Origin of the sequence: Vreelandella sulfidaeris, from assembly GCF_042429665.1 — a bacterium.
GTDB lineage: Bacteria > Pseudomonadota > Gammaproteobacteria > Pseudomonadales > Halomonadaceae > Vreelandella.
This window is the reverse complement of the sequence record NZ_JBHMAC010000013.1, coordinates 597,433-622,675: the sequence shown is the minus strand read 5'-3', so window position 1 is coordinate 622,675 and position 25,243 is coordinate 597,433. Positions and strand designations below refer to the sequence as shown.

Annotated in this window: 21 protein-coding genes; 10 read left to right on the top strand and 11 right to left on the bottom strand. The window is 55.8% G+C overall.

Translation table 11 applies throughout. The features are described from left to right. Positions 1–2: 2 nt before the first annotated feature. The 9 genes from ACFFLD_RS17445 to ACFFLD_RS17405 all read right to left on the bottom strand — a co-directional run bounded on the left by ACFFLD_RS17445 (position 3) and on the right by ACFFLD_RS17405 (position 9,098). Positions 3–329, bottom strand: a complete 327-nt coding sequence (locus ACFFLD_RS17445) for a DUF1244 domain-containing protein (protein ID WP_386042683.1) — start codon at positions 327–329, stop codon at positions 3–5. Positions 330–415: 86 nt separating this feature from the next. Next, on the bottom strand, positions 416–1,516 hold the full coding sequence (locus tag ACFFLD_RS17440) for a formate dehydrogenase subunit gamma (RefSeq protein ID WP_386042681.1): 1,101 nt from the start codon (positions 1,514–1,516) through the stop codon (positions 416–418). A gap of 11 nt (positions 1,517–1,527) precedes the next feature. Further along, positions 1,528–2,142 carry a formate dehydrogenase FDH3 subunit beta gene (gene fdh3B, locus ACFFLD_RS17435; RefSeq protein WP_386042679.1) on the bottom strand — a complete coding sequence of 205 codons (615 nt, stop codon included), beginning with the start codon at positions 2,140–2,142 and terminating at the stop codon, positions 1,528–1,530. A 105-nt stretch (positions 2,143–2,247) separates the two neighbouring features. Beyond that, positions 2,248–5,100 carry a formate dehydrogenase subunit alpha gene (locus tag ACFFLD_RS17430; protein ID WP_386042677.1) on the bottom strand — a complete coding sequence of 951 codons (2,853 nt, stop codon included), beginning with the start codon at positions 5,098–5,100 and terminating at the stop codon, positions 2,248–2,250. Between the two features lie 24 nt (positions 5,101–5,124). Next, a complete protein-coding gene (locus ACFFLD_RS17425) occupies positions 5,125–5,325 on the bottom strand; it encodes a twin-arginine translocation signal domain-containing protein (RefSeq protein ID WP_386042675.1) in 201 nt (66 codons plus the stop codon). Positions 5,326–5,431: 106 nt separating this feature from the next. Further along, positions 5,432–6,061, bottom strand: a complete 630-nt coding sequence (locus ACFFLD_RS17420; RefSeq protein ID WP_386042673.1) for a TorD/DmsD family molecular chaperone — start codon at positions 6,059–6,061, stop codon at positions 5,432–5,434. Positions 6,062–6,065: 4 nt separating this feature from the next. Then, on the bottom strand, positions 6,066–7,793 hold the full coding sequence (locus tag ACFFLD_RS17415; RefSeq protein ID WP_386042671.1) for a 4Fe-4S dicluster domain-containing protein: 1,728 nt from the start codon (positions 7,791–7,793) through the stop codon (positions 6,066–6,068). A 199-nt stretch (positions 7,794–7,992) separates the two neighbouring features. Further along, complete coding sequence (locus tag ACFFLD_RS17410) at positions 7,993–8,661, bottom strand: DUF3306 domain-containing protein (protein ID WP_386042669.1); 669 nt, start codon at positions 8,659–8,661, stop codon at positions 7,993–7,995. Continuing rightward, positions 8,658–9,098 carry a DUF3305 domain-containing protein gene (locus tag ACFFLD_RS17405; RefSeq protein ID WP_386042667.1) on the bottom strand — a complete coding sequence of 147 codons (441 nt, stop codon included), beginning with the start codon at positions 9,096–9,098 and terminating at the stop codon, positions 8,658–8,660. Before ACFFLD_RS17405 ends, ACFFLD_RS17410 begins: the two co-directional genes overlap by 4 nt. 116 nt (positions 9,099–9,214) lie before the next feature. Here ACFFLD_RS17405 and ACFFLD_RS17400 point away from each other — a divergent pair, with 116 nt between their 5' ends. From ACFFLD_RS17400 to ACFFLD_RS17380, 5 genes are read left to right on the top strand one after another with little or no spacing between them, the layout of a single operon-like run. Continuing rightward, positions 9,215–10,072 (top strand): formate dehydrogenase accessory sulfurtransferase FdhD, encoded by an 858-nt coding sequence (locus ACFFLD_RS17400; protein WP_386042665.1) that lies wholly within the window; start codon positions 9,215–9,217, stop codon positions 10,070–10,072. Further along, complete coding sequence (mobA, locus tag ACFFLD_RS17395; RefSeq protein WP_386042663.1) at positions 10,069–10,695, top strand: molybdenum cofactor guanylyltransferase MobA; 627 nt, start codon at positions 10,069–10,071, stop codon at positions 10,693–10,695. Before ACFFLD_RS17400 ends, mobA begins: the two co-directional genes overlap by 4 nt. Continuing rightward, on the top strand, positions 10,692–11,963 hold the full coding sequence (gene moeA / locus ACFFLD_RS17390; protein WP_386042661.1) for a molybdopterin molybdotransferase MoeA: 1,272 nt from the start codon (positions 10,692–10,694) through the stop codon (positions 11,961–11,963). The genes mobA and moeA overlap by 4 nt, the downstream gene beginning before the upstream one ends. A gap of 14 nt (positions 11,964–11,977) precedes the next feature. After that, positions 11,978–12,982: a GTP 3',8-cyclase MoaA gene (gene moaA, locus ACFFLD_RS17385; RefSeq protein ID WP_386072482.1), complete on the top strand. Its 1,005-nt coding sequence runs from the start codon at positions 11,978–11,980 to the stop codon at positions 12,980–12,982. Between the two features lie 2 nt (positions 12,983–12,984). After that, positions 12,985–14,001 carry a CobW family GTP-binding protein gene (locus ACFFLD_RS17380; RefSeq protein ID WP_386042657.1) on the top strand — a complete coding sequence of 339 codons (1,017 nt, stop codon included), beginning with the start codon at positions 12,985–12,987 and terminating at the stop codon, positions 13,999–14,001. A gap of 4 nt (positions 14,002–14,005) precedes the next feature. On the opposite strand, the gene ACFFLD_RS17375 is transcribed toward ACFFLD_RS17380, so the two are convergent. Then, positions 14,006–16,729, bottom strand: a complete 2,724-nt coding sequence (locus ACFFLD_RS17375; protein ID WP_386042655.1) for a bifunctional diguanylate cyclase/phosphodiesterase — start codon at positions 16,727–16,729, stop codon at positions 14,006–14,008. Positions 16,730–16,930: 201 nt separating this feature from the next. Between ACFFLD_RS17375 and ACFFLD_RS17370 the strand changes: the two genes are divergently transcribed. Beyond that, positions 16,931–17,830 (top strand): LysR family transcriptional regulator, encoded by a 900-nt coding sequence (locus tag ACFFLD_RS17370; RefSeq protein WP_386042653.1) that lies wholly within the window; start codon positions 16,931–16,933, stop codon positions 17,828–17,830. A gap of 60 nt (positions 17,831–17,890) precedes the next feature. Here the strand turns inward: ACFFLD_RS17370 and ACFFLD_RS17365 are convergent, their stop codons facing one another. Then, complete coding sequence (locus ACFFLD_RS17365) at positions 17,891–19,411, bottom strand: NCS1 family nucleobase:cation symporter-1 (RefSeq protein ID WP_386042651.1); 1,521 nt, start codon at positions 19,409–19,411, stop codon at positions 17,891–17,893. A gap of 700 nt (positions 19,412–20,111) precedes the next feature. Between ACFFLD_RS17365 and ACFFLD_RS17360 the strand changes: the two genes are divergently transcribed. The 4 genes from ACFFLD_RS17360 to preA are packed head-to-tail and all read left to right on the top strand — an operon-like array spanning position 20,112 to position 25,209. After that, positions 20,112–20,978, top strand: coding sequence for a nitrilase-related carbon-nitrogen hydrolase (locus ACFFLD_RS17360; RefSeq protein WP_386042649.1), 867 nt, complete (start codon positions 20,112–20,114; stop codon positions 20,976–20,978). Between the two features lie 31 nt (positions 20,979–21,009). Continuing rightward, positions 21,010–22,449, top strand: coding sequence for a dihydropyrimidinase (gene hydA / locus ACFFLD_RS17355; RefSeq protein WP_386042647.1), 1,440 nt, complete (start codon positions 21,010–21,012; stop codon positions 22,447–22,449). 40 nt (positions 22,450–22,489) lie between these two features. Further along, a complete protein-coding gene (locus ACFFLD_RS17350) occupies positions 22,490–23,869 on the top strand; it encodes an NAD(P)-dependent oxidoreductase (protein ID WP_386042645.1) in 1,380 nt (459 codons plus the stop codon). Next, complete coding sequence (preA, locus tag ACFFLD_RS17345; protein WP_386042643.1) at positions 23,866–25,209, top strand: NAD-dependent dihydropyrimidine dehydrogenase subunit PreA; 1,344 nt, start codon at positions 23,866–23,868, stop codon at positions 25,207–25,209. The genes ACFFLD_RS17350 and preA overlap by 4 nt, the downstream gene beginning before the upstream one ends. The last annotated feature ends 34 nt before the right edge of the window (positions 25,210–25,243 follow it).

Sequence of the window (25,243 nt, the reverse complement as noted above, 5' to 3'; positions counted from 1 at the left end):
GCTTACTCCTTCGTGCCTTTTTGGGCTTGCCGCGCCTCTAATGCCGCCAATTGTTCTGGCGTCGCGTTGCCCTGATACAGCCCCTTCCACTCGCTATAGGGCATGCCATACACGTATTCGCGGGCCTCTTCATAGCTAAGCGATTCATCTTTAGCGTCAGCGGCAGCAACCAACCACTTGGATAAACAGTTACGACAAAAGTCGGCCAGGATCATCAGGTCGATATTTTGCACGTCTTTATTATCGTCCAGGTGCTGTAGCAAGCGACGAAACGCAGCAGCTTCAAGTTCTGTTTGTGTGGAGGGATCTAATTCATTAAACGCTGACATGATCTTTCCTTTCATCAAGTGACTTGTGTTCAGCATAACAAAAGACACCGCCTTCCGGCGGTGTCTTAGGGGTTAATCACGGATAATTAACTGGTGCGAGGCGCCGATGGCTCCCGGCTGCCGCCAGATGCTTTTCGATCCGCCACCTCTTGCTCCGAAAGCGTTTGATCCTTGACCTCGTCGTACCACAGATTGTGATGCTCTTTGGCCCAGGTTTCATCCACATACCCGGTGGTCATACCTTCCAGCGCGCCTTCAGTGCCCAGCGTGCCGATATAGATATGCCCTAACGAGATGGCAGTCAGCCCCAATGCGCCGACCGCGTGGATGACGTTTGCCCACTGCATGGTATCGCGCCCCTGGTTAAAGTTGGGGAAGTCGAGCACCAAGCCGCTGGCAATCACCAGAACGCCGACGGTGGCAAGCAGCCAGTACCAGGCTTTTTCACCGCCGTTGGCAAAGCCAGCATCAACATGTTTTTTGCCCAACATACCGCCGCCTTTTTTAAACCAGACGAGGTCATGCTTTTTGGGAATATTATCTTTGATCAAGCTCACCAGCATGATGATAAGCAAAACACCAAAGATCGGCCCCAGGTAGTTATGCAGCACTTTCGTCGCGGCAATCATCCACGCCCACACGCCGTCACCAAACAGCGGGCGAAAGACGAACTTGCCAAACAACAGCGTCATGCCAGTCAGCGCCAGGACGATAAATAGCGTGGCTACCGTCCAATGCAAAGCCCGTTTCACCAAGGTCCAGCGCAGCAGCTTGCGTCCGGTACGCGGCTCTTCAAGGTACTTGCGTCCGACAATGAAGTAGAACAACGCAATCAGTGCCGCCATACCAAAGACAGCGATCAACCCGAATGGCGATACCCAGCGGTTACGTATCTCCCGCCATGTTTCGCCACTTGCATTGATCAGGCTGTAATTGCTGTCATGACGCGAATCGCGATAATTCGGCCCGGTCTCACCGCTACGCACCTGGCGCCACTGATCGGCAGTGATACCGGGGGCGGCGGTGGTCATTTCACGGTCAGGGTCGGCTTGAGCCACGGCCATTTGCGCAACGCCAAGGCTGAGTACCAGCGCGAACGCCACCAGCATAAACCGCCACATACCAAGGGCGAGCCCTTTACCTGAGCGCGGCACCCCAGCGGGCGCCTGTGCAGTCAACAGGTTCATGACACGCCTCCTTACCCTTTACGGGCAGCATCATAGGCTAGGTTATCGGCACTGGCCTTAGGATTGTTGGACCAGGCACCATCTTTGTGCCCACGGTGAACAACGCGCTGGCGGAAGATGTCAGCGACATCTTGAGCATCACCGGCAAGCAACGCTTTGGTGGAACACATCTCAGCACATAGCGGCAGCTTACCTTCGGCAATGCGGTTAGAGCCGTACTTCTCGTACTCTTCTTCTTTGCTCTCGGCCGGGCCACCCGCACAGAAGGTACATTTATCCATCTTGCCGCGCTCACCGAATGCGTCCTGCTGGGGAAACTGCGGTGCGCCAAAGGGGCAGGCGTAGAGGCAGTAACCACAGCCAATGCACAGGTCTTTATCGTGCAGCACGATGCCGTCATCGGTTTTGTAGAAGCAGTCGGTGGGGCAAACCGCCATACAGGGAGCGTCGTCACAATGCATACAGGCGACCGAAATGGACATTTCATCCGCTTCACCGTCATTGAGCGTCACCACACGACGGCGCTGAATGCCCCATTCGACATCGTTGGCGTTTTTACAAGCGGTGACGCAGCCGTTGCATTCAATGCAGCGTTCGGCGTCACACATGAATTTCATTTGAGCCATGTTGTTCTCCTCATGCCGGTGCGGGATGGCTCCCGCACCGTCGTGCTGTCAGGTCGGGCCCACCAGGCACTAACGGCCTGGTTGGGCTTGAACACGCCTTTGGATTTAAGCGCGTTCAATGCGGCAAATGGTGCACTTGGTTTCTTGCATCAGCGTCACCGGGTCGTAGCCGTAGGTGGTGGCGGTGTTGGCTGCTTCACCGATGACGTAGGGAACAGTCCCCTCCGGATAACGGTCGTGCAGGCTTTCACCCTGGAACATGCCGCCAAAGTGGAACGGCATGAACGCAACGTTGCGGTCAACGCGAGGTGTCACCAGGGCTTTGACTTTCACGCGGCCCCCTTCAGCCCCTTCGACCCATACCTGATCGCCGTCCTTCACGCCAAGGTCGTTGGCATCCGCCGGGTTGATCTCGACAAACATTTCCTGCTGAAGCTCGGCAAGCCAGGACATGGAGCGTGTTTCTTCACCACCACCTTCGTACTCAACCAGTCGCCCGGAGGTGAGGATCATTGGATACTCGCCGGTTTTATCGCGATCCTGAATGGTTTTATACATGGTCGGCAGACGCATGATGGAGTCGAAATCATCCCAGGTGGGGAAGCGTTCAACCAGATCACGGCGCGTGGTGTAAAGCGGCTCGCGATGCTTCGGCACCTGGTCGGGGAAGGTCCAGACCACGGCGCGGGCTTTGGCGTTGCCATAGGGCGCGCAGCCATGCTCGATCACCACGCGCTGGATACCGCCGGAGAAGTCAGTTTTCCAGTTTTTACCTTCCGCCGCCTGCTTCTCTTCGGCCGTCAGGTCATCCCACCAGCCCAGGTCTTTGAGGAGCTGGTCGTTGAATTCGGGATACCCATCGTCGATATCGCCACCTACCGGCGCAGAGCCTTCGGCCAGCAGATTCACCCCATCGCGCTCGATACCAAACCGGGCACGGAATCCCATCCCGCCTTCCATGACCGGTATGCTGGTGTCATAAAGGTTGGGCGAACCAGGATGTCCAAACTCCGGTGTTCCCCAGCAGGGCCATGGCAAGCCGTAGTAATCACCGTCCGCCGGGCCACCCTGGGCACGCAGGTTCTCAAAACTGAAGGTGTGCCAGTTCTGCTGATGCGCTTTAAGACGCTCAGGGCTTTGACCGGTGTAACCCACCGTCCACATGCCGCGGTTAATCTCACGCAAAATATCTTCTATCAACGGCTCGTTGCCGTTCATCTGATAGTTTTTGACCAGCTCATTACCAAACCCCAACTTGCGGGCAAACAGGTACATGATCTCGTGGTCAGGCTTGGACTCAAAGAGAGGCTCAATCACTCGGTCACGCCACTGGATAGAGCGATTGGTCGCGGTAACACTACCGGTGGTCTCGAACTGGGTAGCCGCCGGGAGTAGATAAACACCGTCGGTACGGTCGTGCATAACGGCAGCCACGGTGGGATAAGGGTCAACGATGACCATCATCTCCAGTTTCTGCATCGCTTTTTGCATTTCGACGCCACGCGTTTGAGAGTTAACCGCGTGGCCCCAATAGAACATCGCTTTCAGCGCGGTACGCTGGGAGATGTTTTCGTCATCTTCAAGCACCCCATCCACCCAGCGAGAAACCGTGATACCGCTGGTGTACATGGGCTTGCCATCGGCGTATTCGGTATCGTCGAAGCGGCCTTTCATCCACTCGTAGTCAAGATCCCAGACTGTTGCCCAGTGCTGCCATGCGCCTTCTGCCAACCCGTAGTAACCTGGCAGTGAGTCGGACCCCAGACCCAAGTCGGTGGCGCCCTGCACGTTATCGTGACCGCGCAGAATGTTGGCCCCACCACCGGACTTACCGATATTACCCAGCGCCAACTCAAGAATGCAGTAAGCGCGGGTATTATTGTTACCCGTGGTGTGCTGAGTACCGCCCATGCACCATACGACACAGCCGGGGCGGTTGTCGGAAAGACGCTTGGCGACATCAAACATTTCGGCTTCGGGTACGCCGGTCACTTCTTCTACGACACTGGGCGGGAAGTTGGCGACTTCGGCGCGCACTTCATCCATGCCGTAGACACGCTGATTGATGTACTCGCTATCTTCCCAGCCGTTATCAAAGATGTGCCACAACAAGCCCCAGATATACGCCACGTCCGAACCAGGACGCAGGCGAACGTATTTATTGGCCTTGGCGGCGGTACGGGTAAAGCGCGGATCTGCAACGATGATGTCGCAGTTATTACGCTCTTTGGCGATGAGGATATGCTGCATCGCCACCGGGTGTGCTTCACTGGGGTTAGAGCCAATGAACAGTATCGCTTTGCTGTTATGCATATCGTTAAGCGAGTTGGTCATGGCACCGTAACCCCAGGTATTCGCCACGCCCGCCACGGTGGTGGAGTGGCAAATACGCGCCTGGTGATCGGTGTTATTGGTGCCCCACAGCGAGGCAAGCTTGCGCATCAAATACGCCTGCTCGTTGTTGAACTTGGCAGACCCCAGCCAGTAAACGCTGTCGGGCCCGTGCTCTTCGCGTAGCGCAAGCACCTTATCGCCAATCTCGTTGACGGCGTCATCCCAGCTCATGCGTTGCCATTCACCGGCCACGAGCTTCATGGGGTATTTCAGACGCCGCGTGGAATGGCCGTGCTGGCGCAGCGAAGCGCCTTTCGCGCAATGCGCGCCACGGTTGATGGGGTGATCAAACGCGGGCTCTTGCTTGGTCCAGATTCCCTCTTGAACTTCAGCATAAACGCCACAACCCACTGAGCAGTGAGAGCAGATAGTACGTTTGGTCTCAACCGGCGAGTCTAGCACCGGGGTTTTGTCGGCTGACTCGGCGCGGCGCATCATTGGCGCACCCATAAAGCCAGCGGCAGCTACACCACCAGTGGCAGCACCGCTGCGCTTGAGAAATTGACGACGAGAAATACCCAGCCCAGAGGCCTTGGGGGTGTCGGTTTTGCGAGTTAAGCGCATGGCAAATCTCCTGGCATTCCGCCGTCAGTCACGCAGTGAGGCGTAGTAAGCGCGGACGTGATCAGTCTCACGGTAGTTAACCGTTTGTTTTTCGTTTTCCACCGGGGTCGAGTCAGCCTGAGCCAACGTGACGTGACCGATAGCCGCCGCAGCGCCAGCAGCGGCGGTTCCTAATCCAACGGTCTTCATGAACCGGCGGCGCTCGGAGTTGTGTGACTGGTGCATGGGGTTCTCCTCTTGCATGCCTTTATGCAGGCCTTTTTTATACACAGCTTCAGGCCTTTATTATCAGCTGCTGCTGTTGTCAGGTTGCTTCGCCGGTGCGTGCCCGCTAGGGCTCTACAATACGCACCGGCTCGTGGCTCGCATTACTGCTTATACGAGCCTGTTCGCTCTCCATAAAAGCGCCACCTAACTGCCCCAGCGCTGCATAGAAAGCGGTGTCTACCTTACCCAGATCGGCAAAACACGCGGCCGCCCAGGGGGCTAAATGCTGGCTAAAGAAATAGCCTTGTTCGCTGCTTTCAGCCTCAATCAGCATCGCCATGACCTCGCACAGCGCCGCTAAATGGTCTTCGGGTTCACGGATATGTTCACTGCGCTCAAAGCCAAGCACTTTTAAGTCGCGGCGCAGCGCCACCAAAGCCGCCTCCATTAATTCGCCATTGCGGTACCAGGATGCATACGGCAATACTTCGCCCTGAATAACACCCACCAAGTGACGGAAATGGGCACGTTGCAAGCGCTCAGGATCAGCACCGTTTTCTGTTTCGCTTTTAGCGGCACCTGCCAGTTCCTGCCAGCACTCTGCCAACCGGCTACCATCTTGCTCAATGGTCAGATCAGCCAACCAGTTCAATAGCTCGGTATCCGGTGCCTGGCGCAACAATGACGCTAATAGCGCATAAATATCGGCGCGTAGCGCCTCTGTTTCGTTAAGTGTGGATAGCGCATCCGTCATCGGCTTATACCTTCAGTTGTGAATCGGGATCGCGAATCATGGTTTTCCAGACATCTTTAACCCGGCAGTCTTCGCACATTTCCAGACGAATCATCGCCTCGCCAGCAAAATAGGGGTGATTCGCCAATTTCTCCTTAATCGTCTTAACCGTACTGACGGTCGCAAACGGCTTGCCGCAATTAATGCACTCAAACGCCGCCTCTTCATGACAAATATGCCTGGTCTCGCGCTCCTCTGAGGCGAGGAAACCGGGCATCAACGTGATGGCATTTTCCGGGCAGGCCTGCTCACACAAACCACACTGCACGCAGTCCGCTTCAAGGAAGCTCAGTGCAGGCGTAGCACCGCCTGATTTGAGTGCAGGAGTGGGGCAGTTACTCACACAGGCGTGGCACAGCGTACAGGCGTCTCTATCAACGTGAATAGCGCCATACGCAGCGCCTGTTGGCAACGCAATCCGCTCACTGCTGGGATTACCCAGCTCGGCTAAGCGTGCCAGGACACGGTTCAAACGTGCCCGCTTTTCCGGCTCGGGAAGACTTAACGGCGACTGCGTGAGCGGCATAAGCGTTGGCAAGGCATCACGCGCGGCCCCATCGGCGACCTCAATCAATTGAACGCGAGCACGCTCATGACCCAAGGCCTCTAATAGAGCATGTGCCTGGGCAAGCTGGTCGGTTAAAAAAGCGCTCAAACGGGCAGGCATATCAGGATGCAGTTGAATGCGCACCTCGGCGGCACCAGCAGCCAGCGCGGTTAACCACTGATCATGGCCCGCGGCCCCCAGCTCTTCTAACGGAACATCAATCACATGGCCAGCCGTTACCATGCCTGCTGCACGTTCAGCGTCTTGTGACTCATGGGTGATAAAACGCAGCACCGGCACCTGACCACCTGCGTCGCGGTAGGCGGCGAGCCAGGTAGAGAGGGTATCTTGCTGGCGGCGCGTTTCCGGTAACCGAAACTCGATCGCTCCCGTGGGGCAAGCGCTGGTGCAACTACCCACCCCCTGGCAGAGATAAGGGTCAACCTCGATATGCGCCTCTATCCGTCCCTGAATACTGGAGATAGCGTCTGCCGGACAAACATCCAAGCAGCGGGTACAGCCAATATTGCCGCTGGTCGAATGGGCACATAGGTCGCTGTTAACCTGAAAATAGCGCGGCTTATCGAACTCGCCCATCAATTCGGCAAACTCTTCTAGCGCAGTGCTTCTTGTCTCCGCCTGCTGCCAGTTAAATACCACGTAGCCGGGAGGCGGCAATTCAACCGACAAACAAGGGGTAGTGTTTAAATCCAGAATCAGATCAAACGTTTCTCGCCCAATCAAGGCGCGGGCGAGATTAAGCGGCTCATCGCTATTCAGCGTCGCGCTAAACGCGCCCAGATGTCCACCAATGTGCAGTTTTTCCGACTGGGCACGCGTCAGCGCCTGGGTAGTGAGCGTCGTTGTGGCAGCGATCAGCTCATTATCATTGATCTCATCATCTGATGTAGCAACGTTGGGCGCAGTAAAAATTAACGTCAATGACGCTAAGCCACGTCCTTGCAGGGCACGCGCGGCTTGTCGCGTATCACGCTCACTGCCTAACAGTAGCGCATGACCACGACTGTGATAGGTCACATTGGCGGGTGTTAAATTAGCGGGCCAAGAGATACGCTGGCGTACCGCTTCTCTGGCCTCCGCATTGCGCTGGCCGTCTAGCGACGCCAGTTGGATTCGTTGGTTCATGCGCTCTCACGGTCAGTGAATAATTCTTATTATAATTTTGAATTATATTGATTAACTATTGTGGCATAACCATACGTAGAAGCTAAGTTCAGCCTATGGTGAAATGCACTTTTTGCCAACCTGACACCCTTCAACGCTATTAACACTAATGCGCTAATCGCTACTCAAGATCCTGATTTTTAAAGCTTACCAGAGGACATCAAGGCTTCTTTTCAGCGTTAGAAAAATAATCAGACTGGTCGTCTAGCGAGGCGCTTTTTACCGTGTTGCTGCCCACCGTGCAAGATCCGGATGCATTTTCCTTTGACGCTGCTGATTGCTCGGTCGCACTTTCATGCTCGCTCTCATTGCCCTGCTCGCTGGCGGCTAGGTCTTGCTGGCTCTCGGGTTGTGCCTCATCTAACTGTTTATCGGCCGCTTCTTCTATTTTATGAGTCCAACGACGCAAGTTTTCTGCCAACCCTTCTGCCATGGGCTTTAGCTGCTGTCGGTAGTCGGCATCGTAATCATCCAAGCCATCTCGAACGTTGTAATTACCCGTCGCCCACAGCCGTTTCAAAGCTCGCCGACGCAGGCTCCCACTCACTCCCGGCACCATAAAGGCACTGAAATCGCTGCCAGCTTCCAGGGTATCGGGATCTGGCAAGGTATGGTCAAGGCTGCCAGGCTCAGGCGCTCGTGCTGGCTCGTCGTCGAGGTCGTCCGGTGACGATGGCTGAGCTGCGGGTTGGTCGGCGGGGACGTAGGCCTGTTCGGCTTCGTCCTCAGGCGCCTCACTGTCAGCCGGGCCGGTTAAAGGAGTGGCTGGCTCGCGTTGCTCGCTCTGGGCGTTACGTTTTAGTCGCGACCAACGCTCCAGGCGGCTCATTGTGGCTGCTCCTTGGTGGGCGTCTCTTTCGCGCGCCCGGCTCCTTTACGCTTTTTCTTGCGCATTTCCATCGGTGCTTCACCATGGTGGGCAAGGTAACGCTCTATCCATATATGAATGGCCATCGGCATGGGGGCTTCCAGCACCTGCTGCTCGCCATCCATCCACCCCGCCGCGACATCCTGACTGGCCGTGATCGCATCTGGCTTAGGCGTTTGCCCGGTAAAGCCTGCTCGTACAAATAGCCGTGGTGTGCTTGAGGTGAGGTTAAAACGGTAGGCCGCCCGCTCGGTCATGGAAAGCTGCAGATTAAGCACGTGCTCCCCTTGATCGCCCAGCGTAATGTCGTCAATCCGCCACTGGGTTAGGGTAAAACGCTTCACCTGTTTGGGCTCGGCAACTAGGGTAATACTCAGTGAACGTACATTATCAGTCATCGCGTTACCCCCTTAGCAAACACCGTAGACTTTCAACATATAGCCATTGAATGGGTAGACAAGTAAGCCTCCCCAGCGCCATCATCGTCAACCCTGTCGTTTTGCGAGGATCATCAATGCCCGCCCTTCAGTTAAGCCGAGCCCGCTTACCGGCCACCACCGAGATTAGCATCGTTGATGAGTTTGGCGATGAGCGCCAGCAGGCGATCGCTGCTGAGCGCGCGCTGACGGTATATCTCAATAAACGTGAGATCGTCACCTTAATGACGTTGGGCGATGATCCGGAAGCCTTGGTGGTGGGGTATCTGCGCAATCAAGGACTGCTGCGAGCAGCCGAAGACTTAACCGTTGTCCAGGTCGACTGGGAGGTCGAAGCGGCCGTGGTGGTGACGCGTCATTTACCCGACGACATGGAGGCGCGCCTTAGCACCCGCACGGTCACCACGGGCTGCGGCCAGGGCACGGTGTTTGGTAAACTATTGGATCAAACCGCATTGACGGCGCTGCCTACTACGCCACTAGCCCAGTCCACGCTCTACCAAATGCTGCAAAACCTTAACGCCTATAACGAGACATATCGAAGCGCGGGCGCTGTGCACGGCTGCGCGCTCTGTCATCAGGCCACGGTGCTCGACTTTGTTGAGGATGTTGGGCGCCACAACGCGGTAGACACGTTGGCGGGGCGCCAGTGGCTTCAACAGGCGAACAGCGCCAATGCGGATATTTTTTACACTACCGGGCGACTCACGTCCGAGATGGTGCTAAAAGTCGCGCAAATGGGGATTAGTGTCCTGGTATCGCGCTCTGGCGTTACCCAAAAAGGCGTTGAATTAGCCGAACGCTTTGGTGTCATGTTGATTGCCCGCGCCAAAGGGCGCCATTTTCAAGCCATCAACACCCAGCAACGTCTAGCGTTGGACGCTATTCCCGCACGGCCAACCCATGCCCGTTCATCCAAAGAGGCAAGCGCATGATATCCACTCACGAACTCACCGGCATGGTTCTCGCCGGCGGCGAAGGGCGCAGGATGGGCGGCCGCGACAAGGGTCTTGAGCCGTTTGCGGGTTTACCGCTAGTCGGCCATGTGGTGACTCGCCTTGAGGGGCGCGTGGCCGAACTTCTCATTAACGCCAACCGCAACACTGACGCCTACCAATTCTTTGCCGACCGTGTCATTGCTGATCTGGTAATGGACGGTGCCGAAGGTGGTTTTAAAGGACCCTTGATGGGTATCTATAGTGGCCTTCGGGCGGCCAAAACGTCATGGCTGCTGGTGGTCCCCTGTGACTCCCCTGCCCTGCCCAATGATCTAGTGGCTCGCATGGTGGAGGGCATTGGCGATCATGATATCGCCGTAGCCTTTGACGGCGACCGGCTGCACCCGGTAGTGGCGCTGATACGCACTTCGCTCGCCGATGACTTGGCCGCCATGCTTGCTGAAGGCGAACGCAAGATTGATCGCTGGTACGCCCGCCATGCGTGGTGCAAGGTCGATATGTCGGACTGCCCCGATGCGTTTGCCAACCTTAATACCGAGGAAGAGAAGCTGCGCCTGGAAGAAGCGCTGTTGAAACCTTCAGCAAAGGAGGCTAGATGACGCTCTCCTGCTTTGACCTTGGCGAGCAGATGCTGAGCGTCGACGACGCGCGTCAGGCACTCGCCACGTTGATTGAGCGCCCGCTGGGTAGCGAACATGTCCCCCTGGCGCAGGCGCATGGTCGCCGTTTGGCCGCGGCTGTACAGGCGCCCATTAATGTGCCGCAAAATACCAATGCGGCCATGGATGGCGTAGCGCTAGCCTTGCCCAGAGAAGGCGTTGGGGCCAAGCAGACCCACTGGCCACTGGCCGGTGAAGTGTTGGCCGGGCAATATCGCCGCGAATTAGTACCTGCCGGGCACTGTGTGCGCATCACCACCGGCGCCCCATTACCCCCGGGCACCGATACCGTGGTGATGAGTGAACAACTGCGCGAACCGATAGATGATAAGCCTGCGCATGTGATCATTGAGTCTCCAGAACTCCTCAAACACGGCCAGCACGTTCGCCAGGCGGGGGAAGATATTGCCATTGGCGAGACGGCTCTCCCCGCGGGAGCGCGACTCGATGCCGCCTCGCTCGGGCTTCTGGCATCATTAGGGCATGCAGAGGTCGGCGTTTACCGGCGTCCCAAGGTGGCGATCTTTTCCACCGGCAATGAGGTTACCGCGCCGGGTGATCCGTTACCCAAGGCTGGTATTTACGATGCTAACCGCTTCACGTTGATCGGCTTGCTCGCCGAGCAGGGTGCCGAGGTGATTGATCTGGGTATATTGCCCGATGATCTGGACGCGACCAAGAGCGCGCTTCAGCAGGCTGCCGAGAAGAGCGATTTAGTGATTACCAGCGGCGGTGTCTCGGTGGGTCAGGCCGACTTCACCCGCGAGGCGTTAGAACAGCTGGGACGCTTGGCATTTTGGCGTGTGGCGCTGCGCCCTGGCCGCCCCATGGCCTGCGGTTGGCTGGGCGAAAAACAGACACCATTTGTTGGTCTGCCCGGCAATCCTGTCGCGGTCATGGTAACCTTTCTACAGTTTGTCACGCCCTTGTTGAACCTCCTGCATGGGCAGTCGGCCGTCCCCCCCCTTCGTCTCCATGCGATTAGCGATAACGTCTTAAAAAGCCGCTTGAAGCGTACTGACTTTATTCGCGGCATTTACCATACTGATGTGACGGGACAGTTACACGTCAGCAGTACCGGCGCACAGGGGTCGGGTATTTTAACCTCGATGGTGGCTGCTAACTGCCTGATTGAGCTTGCCGACAACCAAGACGGCGCACAACCAGGCGAGGTAGTCAGCATACAACCACTAACGGGATGGCTATGAGCGAGCAACAGACAATGCAACAGCAATCCGCTCAGCAACTGATCGACGACTTTGGCCGACGCATCAGCTACGTGCGTATCTCGGTAACCGATCGTTGCGATTTCCGCTGCGTGTACTGCATGAGTGAGGACATGACTTTCCTACCGCGTGCTCAAGTGCTCACGCTTGAAGAGATCGCCATGGTGGCCCGTGCGTTTACCGAGCTTGGGGTAGAAAAAATTCGCCTGACCGGTGGCGAGCCACTGGTTCGTCGCGGTATCGAGCAGTTGGTCGATGAAATCGGCGCGATGCCCGGGCTTAACGACTTCACCATGACCACGAACGGTGCCAGCCTGCGTAAACACGCCAAGCAGCTTTATGCCAGCGGTCTGCGGCGGCTGAATATCAGTCTGGATTCGCTCGATGCCGAGCGTTTCAAGCAGCTTACCCGCACCGGCGATTTAGCCAAGGTCATCGACGGTATCCATGCCGCTCAAGAAGCGGGCTTTAAGCGCATCAAGCTTAACGCAGTGATTTTAAAAGGCCGTAACGATGACGAAGTGATCGATCTGGTCACTTTTGCCCGCCAGGAAGGCCTCGATATCAGCTTTATCGAAGAGATGCCGCTTGGCGATGTTTCTGATCACTCGCGGGCAGAAACGTTTTACTCAAGCGACGATGTGCAATCGTTAATAGAAACCCGTTATCCGCTGATGGCCACGGCCGAAACCACCCCTGGCCCTTCGCGCTATTTTAGAATGGCCGATAGCGAGAGCCGGGTAGGCTTTATCTCGCCCCACAGCCACAACTTTTGTGACACCTGCAACCGCGTTCGCGTCACCGTGGAAGGACGTCTATTGTTATGTTTGGGCAACGAGCACTCGGTGGATCTTCGCGCCGTCATGCGCCGTCACCCCGGCGATATGCAGGCGCTTAAAAAAGCCATCATTAACGCCCTGCCGCTGAAGCCCGAACGCCACCACTTCACTACCGACGGTGATATCCAGGTCGTGCGCTTTATGAACATGACCGGGGGCTAGCAGTGACCGCAGTCATCAACGTACCGGTGCATATCGTTACCGGTTTTCTCGGCAGCGGCAAAACCACGCTTATCCACAGCCTGATCGAGCAAAAGCCTGTGGATGAAACGTGGGCCATATTAGTTAATGAATTTGGCCAAATTGGTATCGACCAGGCCATGTTTGACGCCCGCGATGATGTCGTCGTTAAAGGGCTACCCGGCGGCTGTCTGTGCTGCCAGCTCGCCTTTGTGCTGCAAGCGGCCTTGGTGAATCTGCTGGCACGCAGCAAACCCGACCGAGTGATTATTGAGCCCTCTGGGCTGGGCCACCCGGCGGGCTTACTGGACCTGCTTCGTGGCGAGGCCTTTCAAGACGTCATTGACGTGCGTGATATTATTGCCACCCTCGACCCACGGCGGCTGGATGATCCCCGCGCTCGGCAGCACGATACCTTCCGCGATCAGCTCGATATGGCGGATGCGGTGGCGTTGACCATGCTCGACCACAGTACACCTGAACAGCTAGACGCCGCTCATGCCTTTGTGGCGCAACGCTGGCCGCCCCGTAAATGGGTACAGGAAGCTCACCATGGCGAACTGCCTATCAAGCTACTGACTCAGAGCGGCAGCGCCGACGCCAGTGATACCGCCATGCCCACCAGTCATCAAGCGCTGGTGGCAACGCCCAGCTTAACAGGCAATTTCTTCGACGCTCCCCCTACCCCCGGCCAGCCTCAAAAAGAAACCGGCACCTCGTTGGGCTATACAAGCGTCGGGTTACGTTGGCATCCAAGCGAGTGTTTCGATCTGGATCGGTTAGCCGCCTTGTTGAGCGAATTACCTCAAAAAGCTCGCATTAAAGGGGTATTTCATACTGATCATGGCTGGAAACGCTTTAACCGCGCAGAAGGAACGTTCAGCGTCGAAAATAGCGCATGGCGTCAGGACTCTCGTCTGGAAATTATCCAGCCCGACACGCTGGCGGCCTGCTTGCCGGATATCGAAGCTTCTTGCTCTACATGCCTGGCAGCCGATTAAGAAATCAATGGCGAGACAACCGCTGCTCGATCGCCTCAGCGGTACCCGAGCGCCCAAACAGAAAGCCCTGGTAAGCGTGGCAGCCATGCGCCCATAGCCACGTCTGCTGTGCATTGGACTCCACCCCTTCTGCGATGACCTCTAAATTAAGGCTTTTCGCCAAGGCGATCGTGCTCTCCACAATCGCCGCGTTGGCCGGACTTTCCAGTACCTGATGCACAAATGACTGGTCGATTTTCAGTTGATCCAACGGCAGGTGGGCAAGATAAGCCAGGGACGAATAGCCGGTACCAAAATCATCCAGAGAGAAGCGCACCCCTTGGGCTTTTAGCGCGAGCATTTTATCCCGTGCATCATCGCGCGCCTCTACAAACAGGGTTTCGGTTACTTCCAGCTTTAGCCGATCCAGTGGTGCCTGGGTGCGCGTAAACACGCCCTGAACCCGCTCTAAGAAATGCTCATCACGAAACTGCAACGGACTGATATTGACCGAGATAGTCAACTGGCTAAGCAGCGGTTGCTGCGACCAACGTGAAAGTTGATAACAGGCATTTTCCAACACCCATTCGCCCACATCATTAATCAGGCCGGTGCTTTCCAGGAGCGGGATAAACTCGCCCGGTGATACCAGACCCCGCTCAGGATGCTGCCAACGCAATAATGCTTCCACACTGGTAATCGTACCGTGATGATTCACCTGAGGCTGATAGTGAAGCAGCCATTGTTGCTCCACCTGCGCAAGTCGCACATCCGATTCTAACTTCACATGCGCCAATAGCGCGGTCTGCATGGAAGGAGCAAAGAAACAGACACGATGACGCCCGCTGATTTTGGCCTCAAACAGCGCCATGTCCACCTGCTGCAAATAGTCGTCTACGCTGTGCTCATTATTCTCCATGACGGTAATACCGATGCTACCCGATACCCTGAGGTGTTCTTCGCCCACGGCAATGGGCTCATTAAGTGTGGCTAGCAGTTTGTAGGCAATTTTTTCAGCGAGTTGGGCAGCTTTTTCAGGACAGCTATCTACCCCTTCAATTAACACGGCGAACTCGTCCGCGCCCAAGCGCGCTAACGTATCGGTGTCGCGCAACATTTGCCCCATTCGCTGCGCCAATCCCTGCAACAACTGGTCGCCGGTATAGTGGCCGAGGGTGTCATTAATTTGCTTGAAATTATCGATATCAATCAATATAAGCGCGCCACAGCGTTGGCGGCGACAAAGCTCTTTCAGGGCATTCCCCATGCGGTCAATGAACAGACGTCGATTTGCCAGACCGGTTAATGGGTCATAAAACGCCAGCTGATGAATCTCCTGCTCAGCGGCTTTACGCTCGCTGATATCATTTAAGGTGGCCACATAGTGGGTCAGGGTCTTGTCATCGCTATAAACCGCGCTAATGGTTAACCATTCAGGAAACATCTCACCATTTTTACGCTGGTTCCATAGCTCGCCTTCCCAGTGGCCGGTATCCATAACACGCTTCCATAAACGACGATAAAATGCATCGCTATGCAGGCCTGAACTAAACATACGAAAGTACTTGCCGACGAGGTCGGCTTCACGGTAGCCGGTAATACGGGTATACGTAGCATTGACCCTGAGAATGATTCCTTGGGGATCGGTAATCAGAATCCCCAGGTGCGTTTCGAAGGCGGCAGCAGCAACTTGCGCTTCGGCACGCGCCTGCTCGCGCTCCTCGATCCGTTGACGTAATTGATAGGATAATAAGAGACGGTTGAGATAGTGACGCGCACCCCACGCCCCCAATAACGCAATTACGGCCATCACCAGCGTTAATATCCAGGCGCGCTGTCGCCAAGCAGCCAGTGTTTGGCGAAAGTTAACGCCCACCACTACCAGCATTGGATAATCACTTACTCGCTGTATGCGAAATAAGCGCTCTTGGTCATCGATGGGTGAAACAGCGGTTAATGACCAGGCGAACTCTCCCCTCGCCAGCTCTCTTGCTCGCTTTTGAGAAGCGCGTGAACTGGTAATGTTCATGCCGATGGGTAACGACTCTGGTGGGGCAGGATGCCTAGCAATCAACTTCGAATCAGAATCGATCAATGCAATACTCTCGCCCTCATACACGTGCATCTGCTGCAGGGCATTGGCAAATACTCGCGGGGTAATACTAGCCAGCACCACCCCAGCAAACTCACCGGTTGGGCTCTCTAAGCGACGCCCGTGATACAAATAGAACTGCTGTTCACTTTCAGACCAGTGAAGCGGGGTCATCAGTTCACGCTGCCCGTTTTGCTTAAACGCGTTAAAAAATGCAGTCTTGCCAATGTTGATGTAGCCGTTACGATTGCCGCGTTGCGTTGCCAGCAGCACGTGTCCGTCCGGGTCCAAAATAGCGATTTCGTCGACCAAAGGAACGAACACAGTGAGGTTATCTAACGCCCGCTGCAGCATGAAGGAATTGTTCGCGTCAGGCATTCCCTGCATGCCAATGAGTTCAGTAAGGCCAAAAAGCGCCTGGCCACTTTGTGCGAACACTCCTTCTGCCCATTCATTGACCACATTAGCGCGAGCGATAATCCGTGATTCCGCGTCGATAATTTCCTGTTTATATTGCTCGCTCAGTAACCACCCAAAAATCACTATCATGGCGACAAGCGCCAGCAAATAGACAGCCACCACCTTTCGCCGCTGCTGGTGATAGCTGTACGGATCATTATCAATATACTTGCTGACAGCCAGGGGCGTGGCGAACATCGTACAGGGCCTTTATTCAGGTGCCCCCAATAGGCACCTGATACAGTGTTAAACAACCAAAACCGATACACACATGCGCTGATGGGTAATTTGGCCCAATAGTGCCGCGGCAATTTTATGATGTATATCAGGTCTTATCACAGTTGCTTCGCTAGAAAGGCTGACATTATACATCGATAGTCTAACTACCAAGGAGTTGTTATGGCATCGCTTGGTCAAATGAGCGATTACGAAATACGCCTCGTGCGCATTTTCCAAACGGTGGTGGAGTGCGGAGGCTTTACCGCGGCTGAAACCACGCTCGGCATCAGCCGTTCAGCGATCAGTCAGCATATGAATGATTTGGAGGGGCGGCTGGGCTTTTCACTCTGCCAGCGGGGGCGCGGAGGGTTCAGTTTAACCGAAGAAGGTAAAGAGATTTACCAGGCGGGATTAACGCTATTAGCGGCGCTGGAAACCTTTAAAAGCGACGTCAATGCCCTGCACCAAACGATCAAAGGCGAATTGAACATTGGCATTACCGACAACCTGGTGACGCTGCCAGCCATGCACGTTACCGATGCGTTAGCCAAGCTTTGTGCCCCGGAGAATGACGTCACGCTGCATATTCATATGGAGCCTTCAGATGCGGTTATTCGGGGCGTGATGGACGGCCACTTGAGCGTCGGCGTGGTGCCGGAGGTGAACCTGCCCACCAGCTTAGCCATTCGCCATCTGTATGATGAGCCTTCGTATCTTTACTGTGCGCTAGGCCACCCGCTATTCGCCGAGCACGATGAGCTGCTCAGCTTTTCTACTATCGCTCAATACTCGGCTATTTCGCCGCGCTACCCGTTACCGGTTCAGGCACGCCAGGCTCACGATGCACTCACACTGCGCGCATCGGCCTCTGATCGGGAAGGGGCTGCTTTTTTAATTTTGACCGGGCGCTTTATCGGCTTTCTACCTGAGCATGTGGCCGAGCAATGGGTCAAGGCGGGCAAAATGCGGGCGCTGCATGCCACCACCCAGCATTACCGTATTCCGTTTGTGCTGATCACCCGCCATGACCGCCGCCCTAATAGAGTGGTTGACGCCTTCTTGAATTTAATCAAGAGCTGAATTTGATCAAGAATTGAATGTTAGCCAGGGCGCAGAATGTCTGACGCCCGCTAATACACGTTATGAGTTCGGCTTTGTCGCCTCACTTGCCAAGATCGGAACAGGCCCTGCCTGAGGTGACGACGCCAGCACCTGACTTGCCACGTAGTAGACAATTGCGCCCAATGCCGACCCTGTAAACCAGCCATAATCGTAGAACCAGTTCATCGTGCCGGTTAACAGTGACATCAGGGTCAGCACCACCGGGACACCAAAGGCGATAAAACCTGCCACATTGACGGCGGGGTAGGCATGGTTATCCATATAAAGACTGGGGACATCCAGGCGCTGCTGCTTAATCAGAAAATAATCCACCGCCATAATGCCAGCGATAGGCCCTAGCAGGCTGGAATAGCCGAGCAGCCAGTTGGAATACATTTGCTCAAGCGACACCCCTGGCGGGATAAGCCCTGCTTTTTGCAATAGATCGTAGCCCATCAGTACCACGCCTACGGCGCCTGTTATCAATACACCGCGGGTCTGGTTAATCAACTTGGGCGCAATGTTCTGGAAATCATTGGTCGGTGACACGATATTGGACGCCGTGTTGGTGGAGATCGTGGCAATAATAATCAGCAGCATGGCCAACACCACCCAAAAGGGGCTATCGATATAGCCAATCAAACGCACCGGGTCGGCAACGGTTTGGCCTACCAATGTTTCTGATGCGGCGGTTAATACGACCCCAAGCGCCGCGAAAAAGAACATCGTCAACGGCAGGCCAATAATCTGACCGGCAATTTGATCTTTTTGGCTTTTCGCAAACCGACTGAAGTCAGGAATATTCAGCGACAGCGTAGCCCAGAAGCCCACCATGGCCGTGAGTCCTGCAAAAAAGTAGCCGTAGACCGATGCCCCTTCAGGCCGCGAGGGCGGCTGTGCCAAAAGCTCGGTCATCGACATATGGGGCCATGCCCACACCATCAAACCAACACCTACGGCCAACAGCAGCGGCGCCGCCAGAGTTTCCAGCCACTTGATCGATTCTGCGCCGCGAATGACCACATAAAGGTTCATCGCGCCGAACACGAAAAAGCCGATGACTTCGCCTACGCCCCCCAGCGCCGCCCAGGCAGGCACCAGCTCGGAAAGCATTAAATGAATCGCCAGCCCACCGAACATGGTTTGAATGCCAAACCAGCCACAGCCGACCAACGCACGCACTAGACAAGGCACATTCGAGCCTAAAATCCCAAACGATGAGCGCAGCACGACCGGGAAGGGAATGCCGAATTTTGTGCCAGGAAAGGCGTTCAAGGTGAGCGGAATCAGCACGATTACATTGGCCAATAAAATGGCTAATAACGCTTCCCCCACGCTTAAACCGAAATAGGCCGTTAATACGCCTCCTAACGTATAGGTGGGTACGCAGATCGACATGCCTACCCATAGCGCGGCAATGTTCCATTTCCCCCATGTGCGCTCGCTGGCCTGAGTGGGGGCAATATCATGATTAAAGCGGGGGCTGTCGCCTACGTCGTTACCTACGTCAAGTTCAATCAATCCCTCTCTGTTCACCATGCGGGAGGTGGAGCCTGTCATTGTATTCTCCTCAGCAGCGCTATTGCCCAATGTATTCACGGTTTCCTCTATCAATTCCAAGAGCAATAAGCGTGCCTAAAACAATCTCATCAATGCTAACTTATTGATCTAAAACTGACGCAACCGGCAGGCATACGGCTTTTTAATAGTGTATTTATTGTTATTCACCAAATCGCCATCAACGACCCTTAATCAGCTTAGCCTTTAAAATAAAAACCGCACCAAAAAGAGGCTAATAAAAACTATAAAATCATTTAAATAACAATAAGCATCTGTTTTTTATAGTACTTAAATATCACCAAGCGGGTGCAGCATTTCACCAAATTGGCAAAAAAAACCTTAAAAAATTTAAATAAAACAAAAAATCAAAGAGTTAAAAAGATAAATCAATCAATTTAAAAAACACTTGTAAAGATACCTTTCAAAGGTCTATGTTCAAAAAGCTGTCGAATGAGACAGCTTTGATGGCACGATTTTGATAGCAAGGTTTTGATGACACAGTTTCGTTAGCACTATAACAAATAACAATAACTCGCCCACTCCATCGCTTGCTGCATAGCGGCTAGCGCCGGCAGACCAGGAAACAGGGCACCGTTTGATGTCACCGCACGCCACATGAATACCCATTGGTTACCTGGCCAGTGACATACCACAAAGCGCCCGAAAGCGGTTGGCGCATAACAATTGAGAGGGCGGTTTCATGCAAAAAATGACGATCGGCATCATACAAATGGGCCTCAAGGTCAGTACCGACCTTGAACCAGCGGCCATTCGTGATGCCATGAACGAGGCACATCTGCCGCTGATTCAACAAGCGGCCGATAAGGGCGTACAAGTGCTGTGTTTTCAGGAGGTCTTCAACCAACCTTACTTCTGCCCCAGCCAGGACGAGAAGTGGTACGCCGCTGCCGAACGGGTGCCCGAAGGCCCTACCTGTCAAATGATGCAGAAGCTGGCTGCCCAGCATCGCATGGTGATTATCGTGCCTATCTTTGAGGAGACCGAGACCGGCGTTTACTACAATACCGCCGCGGTGTTCGACGCCGACGGCAGCTACCTCGGCAAGTACCACAAAACCCATATACCTCAGGTGGCCGGTTTTTGGGAAAAGTTCTTCTTTAAGCCTGGCCAATCCAACTGGCCGGTATTCGACACCGCTTACGGCAAGATCGGCGTGTATATCTGCTATGACCGCCACTTCCCCGAAGGCTGGCGGGCACTGGCGCTTAACGGTGCCGAGGTAATCTTCAATCCTTCCGCCACGGTGGCGGGGCTTTCCCAATATCTATGGGAGCTGGAACAGCCCGCCTCTGCCGCTGCCAACGGCTGCTTTATCGCCGCCATCAACCGCGTAGGCACCGAAGCCCCCTGGAATATCGGCGACTTTTACGGCTCCAGCTATATCGTCAATCCGCGTGGCAAGATCGAAGCCCAAGCCAGCGAGAGCGAAGACGAGCTGCTGGTCCACGAGATCGATCTGGATATGGTGCGCGAGGTGCGCAACAACTGGCAGTTCTTCCGTGACCGCCGCCCCGAGTCCTATACCCGCCTCACCGACGGCGAATAAGCCCCCTCAATAACCATTTAAGGAGCGCACCATGAGCTTATTAATCAAGGGCGGCACGGTCGTCACCCACACCGACACCTATCGCGCTGACGTACTCTGTGTCGATGGCAAAATTCAGGCAATAGGCACCGACCTGGAGTTTCCCGAAGGCTGTGAAACCGTTGATGCCAGTGGCCAATTGGTCATGCCTGGCGGTATCGACCCGCATACCCATATGCAGATGCCCTTTATGGGCGCGGTCGCCAGCGAGGACTTCTACACCGGCACCGCCGCCGCCATGGCGGGTGGCACGACGACGATTATCGATTTCGTGATACCCAGCCCCGGCCAATCGCTGCTGGAAGCCTTTGAAACCTGGCAGGGCTGGGCGGAAAAAGCCGCCACTGACTTCGCGTTCCACGTAGCGATTACCTGGTGGGACGAGAGCGTCAAAGAGGAGATGGGGACCCTGGTTCGCGAGCACGGCGTCAACAGCTTCAAGCACTTCATGGCCTACAAGGGCGCCATCATGGCCACCGATGACATTCTGGTGGAGAGCTTTTCGCGCTGTCTGGAGCTGGGCGCGGTGCCCACTGTGCATGCTGAAAACGGCGAGTTGGTGTATCACATGCAGCAAAAGCTGCTTGCTCAGGGCTTGACCGGGCCTGAAGCGCATCCGCTCTCCCGCCCGCCCCAGGTGGAGGGCGAAGCGGCCAGTCGCGCGATTCGCATTGCCAGCACCCTCGGCGCGCCTGTCTATCTGGTACACGTGTCAACCAAGGATGCAGTGGACGAAATTGCCTACGCCCGCCAACAGGGCCACGCCGTATTCGGTGAGTGCCTAGCCGGGCATCTGCTGATCGACGACAGCGTTTACCAGCACCCCGACTGGGCAACCGCAGCGGCCCACGTGATGAGCCCCCCTTTCCGCCCCAAGGGTCATCAGGAAGCACTTTGGCACGGACTGCAATCGGGTAACCTCCAGACCACCGCTACCGACCACTGCTGCTTTTGCGAAGAGCAGAAAGCCGCCGGTAAAGATGACTTTACCAAGATCCCCAACGGCACCGCCGGGGTGGAAGATCGCTTGGCCGTACTGTGGGATGAAGGCGTCAACACCGGCAAGCTCTCAGCCCAGGAATTTGTCGCCGTGACCTCTACCAATACCGCCAAGATCTTCAATCTTTACCCGCGCAAGGGGGCAATACAGGTGGGCTCAGATGCCGACCTTGTGGTGTGGGACCCTAACGGCACGCGGACCATCTCTGCCAAGACGCATCACCAGAACGTTGACTTCAACATCTTCGAGGGCAAGACGGTACGCGGCATCGCCCGCCATACCATCAGCCAGGGCAAATGGGTGTGGCGCGACGGCGAACTGCACGCTGAGCGCGGCGCAGGACGCTATTTAGAGCGCCCCGCCTATCCCGGCATGTTCGAGCTTTTGGCCAAACGTGCCGAGCTGAATGCGCCCGTCGCGGTAACGCGCTAACCCGTCACCTGCGCTTAAAAGAATAACAGGAGAAACGACCGTGACCCATCCACTAGACCACCTGCCCAGCGCACAAGAGGTCGGCACTTACGACCCTGAGACGCTTACCCATAACTTCAGCGACCTTCACCCACCGCTGACACCGCGCCAGGCAATGATTGAAAGCCAGCGTTGCCTCTACTGCTTTGATGCCCCTTGCGTCGAGGCCTGCCCGTCGGATATTGATATCCCAAGCTTTATTCGCCAGATCGGCGAAAACAATATCAACGGCGCGGCGCAGACGATTCTGGAAGCCAACATTCTGGGTGGCAGCTGCGCTCGGGTATGCCCCACCGAAATCCTTTGCGAGCGTAGCTGCGTGCGCAATCATGACGCCGAGTGTCAGCCGGTGCTGATCGGCTTGCTCCAGCGCCACGCCACCGACCATATGCAGTTTGAAAGCCACCCGTTCAAACGGGGCCCCACTACTGGACACCACATTGCTGTGGTAGGCGCCGGGCCAGCCGGGCTCTCCTGCGCCCACCGCTTAGCCATCCTGGGCCATCAGGTCACGATTTTCGAAGCCGAGCAGAAGCCTGGCGGATTGAACGAGTACGGCATCGCCCGCTACAAGATGACCGATGACTTTGCTCGCAAAGAAGTGGCGTTTCTGCTGGAAATTGGCGGTATCGACATCCAGTACGGCCAGCGTCTTGGCGATAATCTTGACCTGGCCACGCTCCATCAGCGCTACGACAGCGTATTCCTGGGATTAGGCTTGGGCGCAAGCCGGGCGATGGGACTGACTGGCGAGGACGCCCCCGGTCTGATCCCCGCGGTGGATTACATCAAGCCGCTGCGTCAGACCGATGATCTGGGCAGTTTGGCCGTTGCCAGGCGCTGTATCGTGATTGGTGCGGGCAATACGGCTATCGATATGGCCACGCAAATGGCCCGCCTGGGCGCTACTGAGGTAACCCTGGTCTATCGCCGAGGCGTGGAAGCGATGTCCGCCACCGACCACGAACAGGAAATTGCCAAGGCCAACGGTGTGCGCATGGTGACCTGGGCGCAGCCAGACGAAATCCTGCGAGATGAACAAGGTCTTGTGGCTGGTATGCGTTTTGCCAGAACCGCTGAGCAGGCCGGTCGATTGGTCCCGACAGGCGATACCTTCGAGATTGCTGCCGATGCGATCTTCAAGGCTATCGGGCAAGGGTTTGATGGCGCAAGCCTCAGCGATGCCACCGCCAACGAGCTTGCCCGCGAGGGTGAGCGCATTCAGGTGAATGCGTTCTTTCGCACGTCACTGCCCAACGTTTACGCCGGAGGAGACTGCGTCAATCCCGGCCAGGACCTCACCGTTCAGGCCGTGCAGCACGGTAAACTGGCCGCCCACGCCATCCACCAAGCGCTTGCCGCCAAGCAGGAGGCCGCATGAACACGATCCCTTTCTCATCCCTCTCTTTTCCAGGCAAGAAAAACAGTGGCGACAGCGTGGTGAATGGCGTCGATCTCTCGGTCAATTTTGCCGGTATCAAGGCACCCAACCCGTTTTGGCTAGCCTCCGCCCCGCCCACCGACAAGGCCTATAACGTGGTGCGTGCTTATGAGGCTGGCTGGGGCGGCGTGGTGTGGAAAACCCTTGGCGAAGAGCCCCCGGCGGTCAATGTATCTTCACGCTACTCGGCTCATTACGGCAAAAACCGTGAGGTGATTGGCTTTAATAACATTGAGCTGATTACCGACCGCTCACTGGAGGTCAACCTTCGAGAGATCACTCAGGTGAAGAAGGATTGGCCCGACCGAGCACTGATTGTCTCGATCATGGTGCCTTGCGTCGAGGAGGCCTGGGCCTACATTCTTCCACTGGTGGAGGCCACCGGTGCGGACGGCATCGAGCTGAACCTGGGTTGTCCCCATGGCATGCCGGAACGCGGCATGGGCGCGGCAGTAGGTCAGAACCCCGATCTGATCGAGAAAGTCACCTACTGGTGCAAGAAGCACTACTCCAAGCCAGTCATCGTGAAGCTGACGCCCAACATCACCGATATTCGTGTGGGAGCCCAGGCGGCGCTGCGCGGTGGGGCCGATGCGGTATCGCTGATCAATACCATCAACTCGATCACCAGTATCGACCTGGACAACATGGTCGCCAAACCCACGGTGGGCCATAAAAGCACTCACGGCGGCTACTGTGGCAGCGCCGTAAAGCCCATTGCCATGAATATGGTAGCGGAAATTGCCCGCGACCCGGCTACTCCCACGCTGCCCATTTCCGGCATTGGCGGTATTTCCACCTGGCGGGACGCAGCGGAATTTATCGCCCTTGGCGCGGGCAGCGTGCAGGTGTGTACGGCCGCCATGCTCAACGGTTTCCGCATTGTGGAGGAGATGAAGGACGGCTTATCCCGCTGGATGGCGGAAAAGGGCTACGACTCGATTGAAGCGTTTTCACGCAAGGCCGTCCCCCAAACCACCGACTGGAAACATCTGGATATCAACTTCAAGACGATCGCCAAGATCGATCAGGACTTGTGCATCGAGTGCGGTCGCTGCTATATCGCCTGCGAGGACACCTCTCATCAGTCGATCGCCAAACTCACCGAACCCGACGGCGCGCGCCGCTACGAGGTGATTGACGAAGAGTGCGTAGGTTGCAACCTCTGCCAGATCACCTGCCCGGTGGAAAACTGCATCACCATGGTCCCACAGGAAACCGGAAAGCCTTTCCTTGCCTGGGATAACGACCCACGCAATCCTTTTCGGGTAGCTAGCTGACCAACTACCGGCCCCCATTTTTCATAACGGGGGC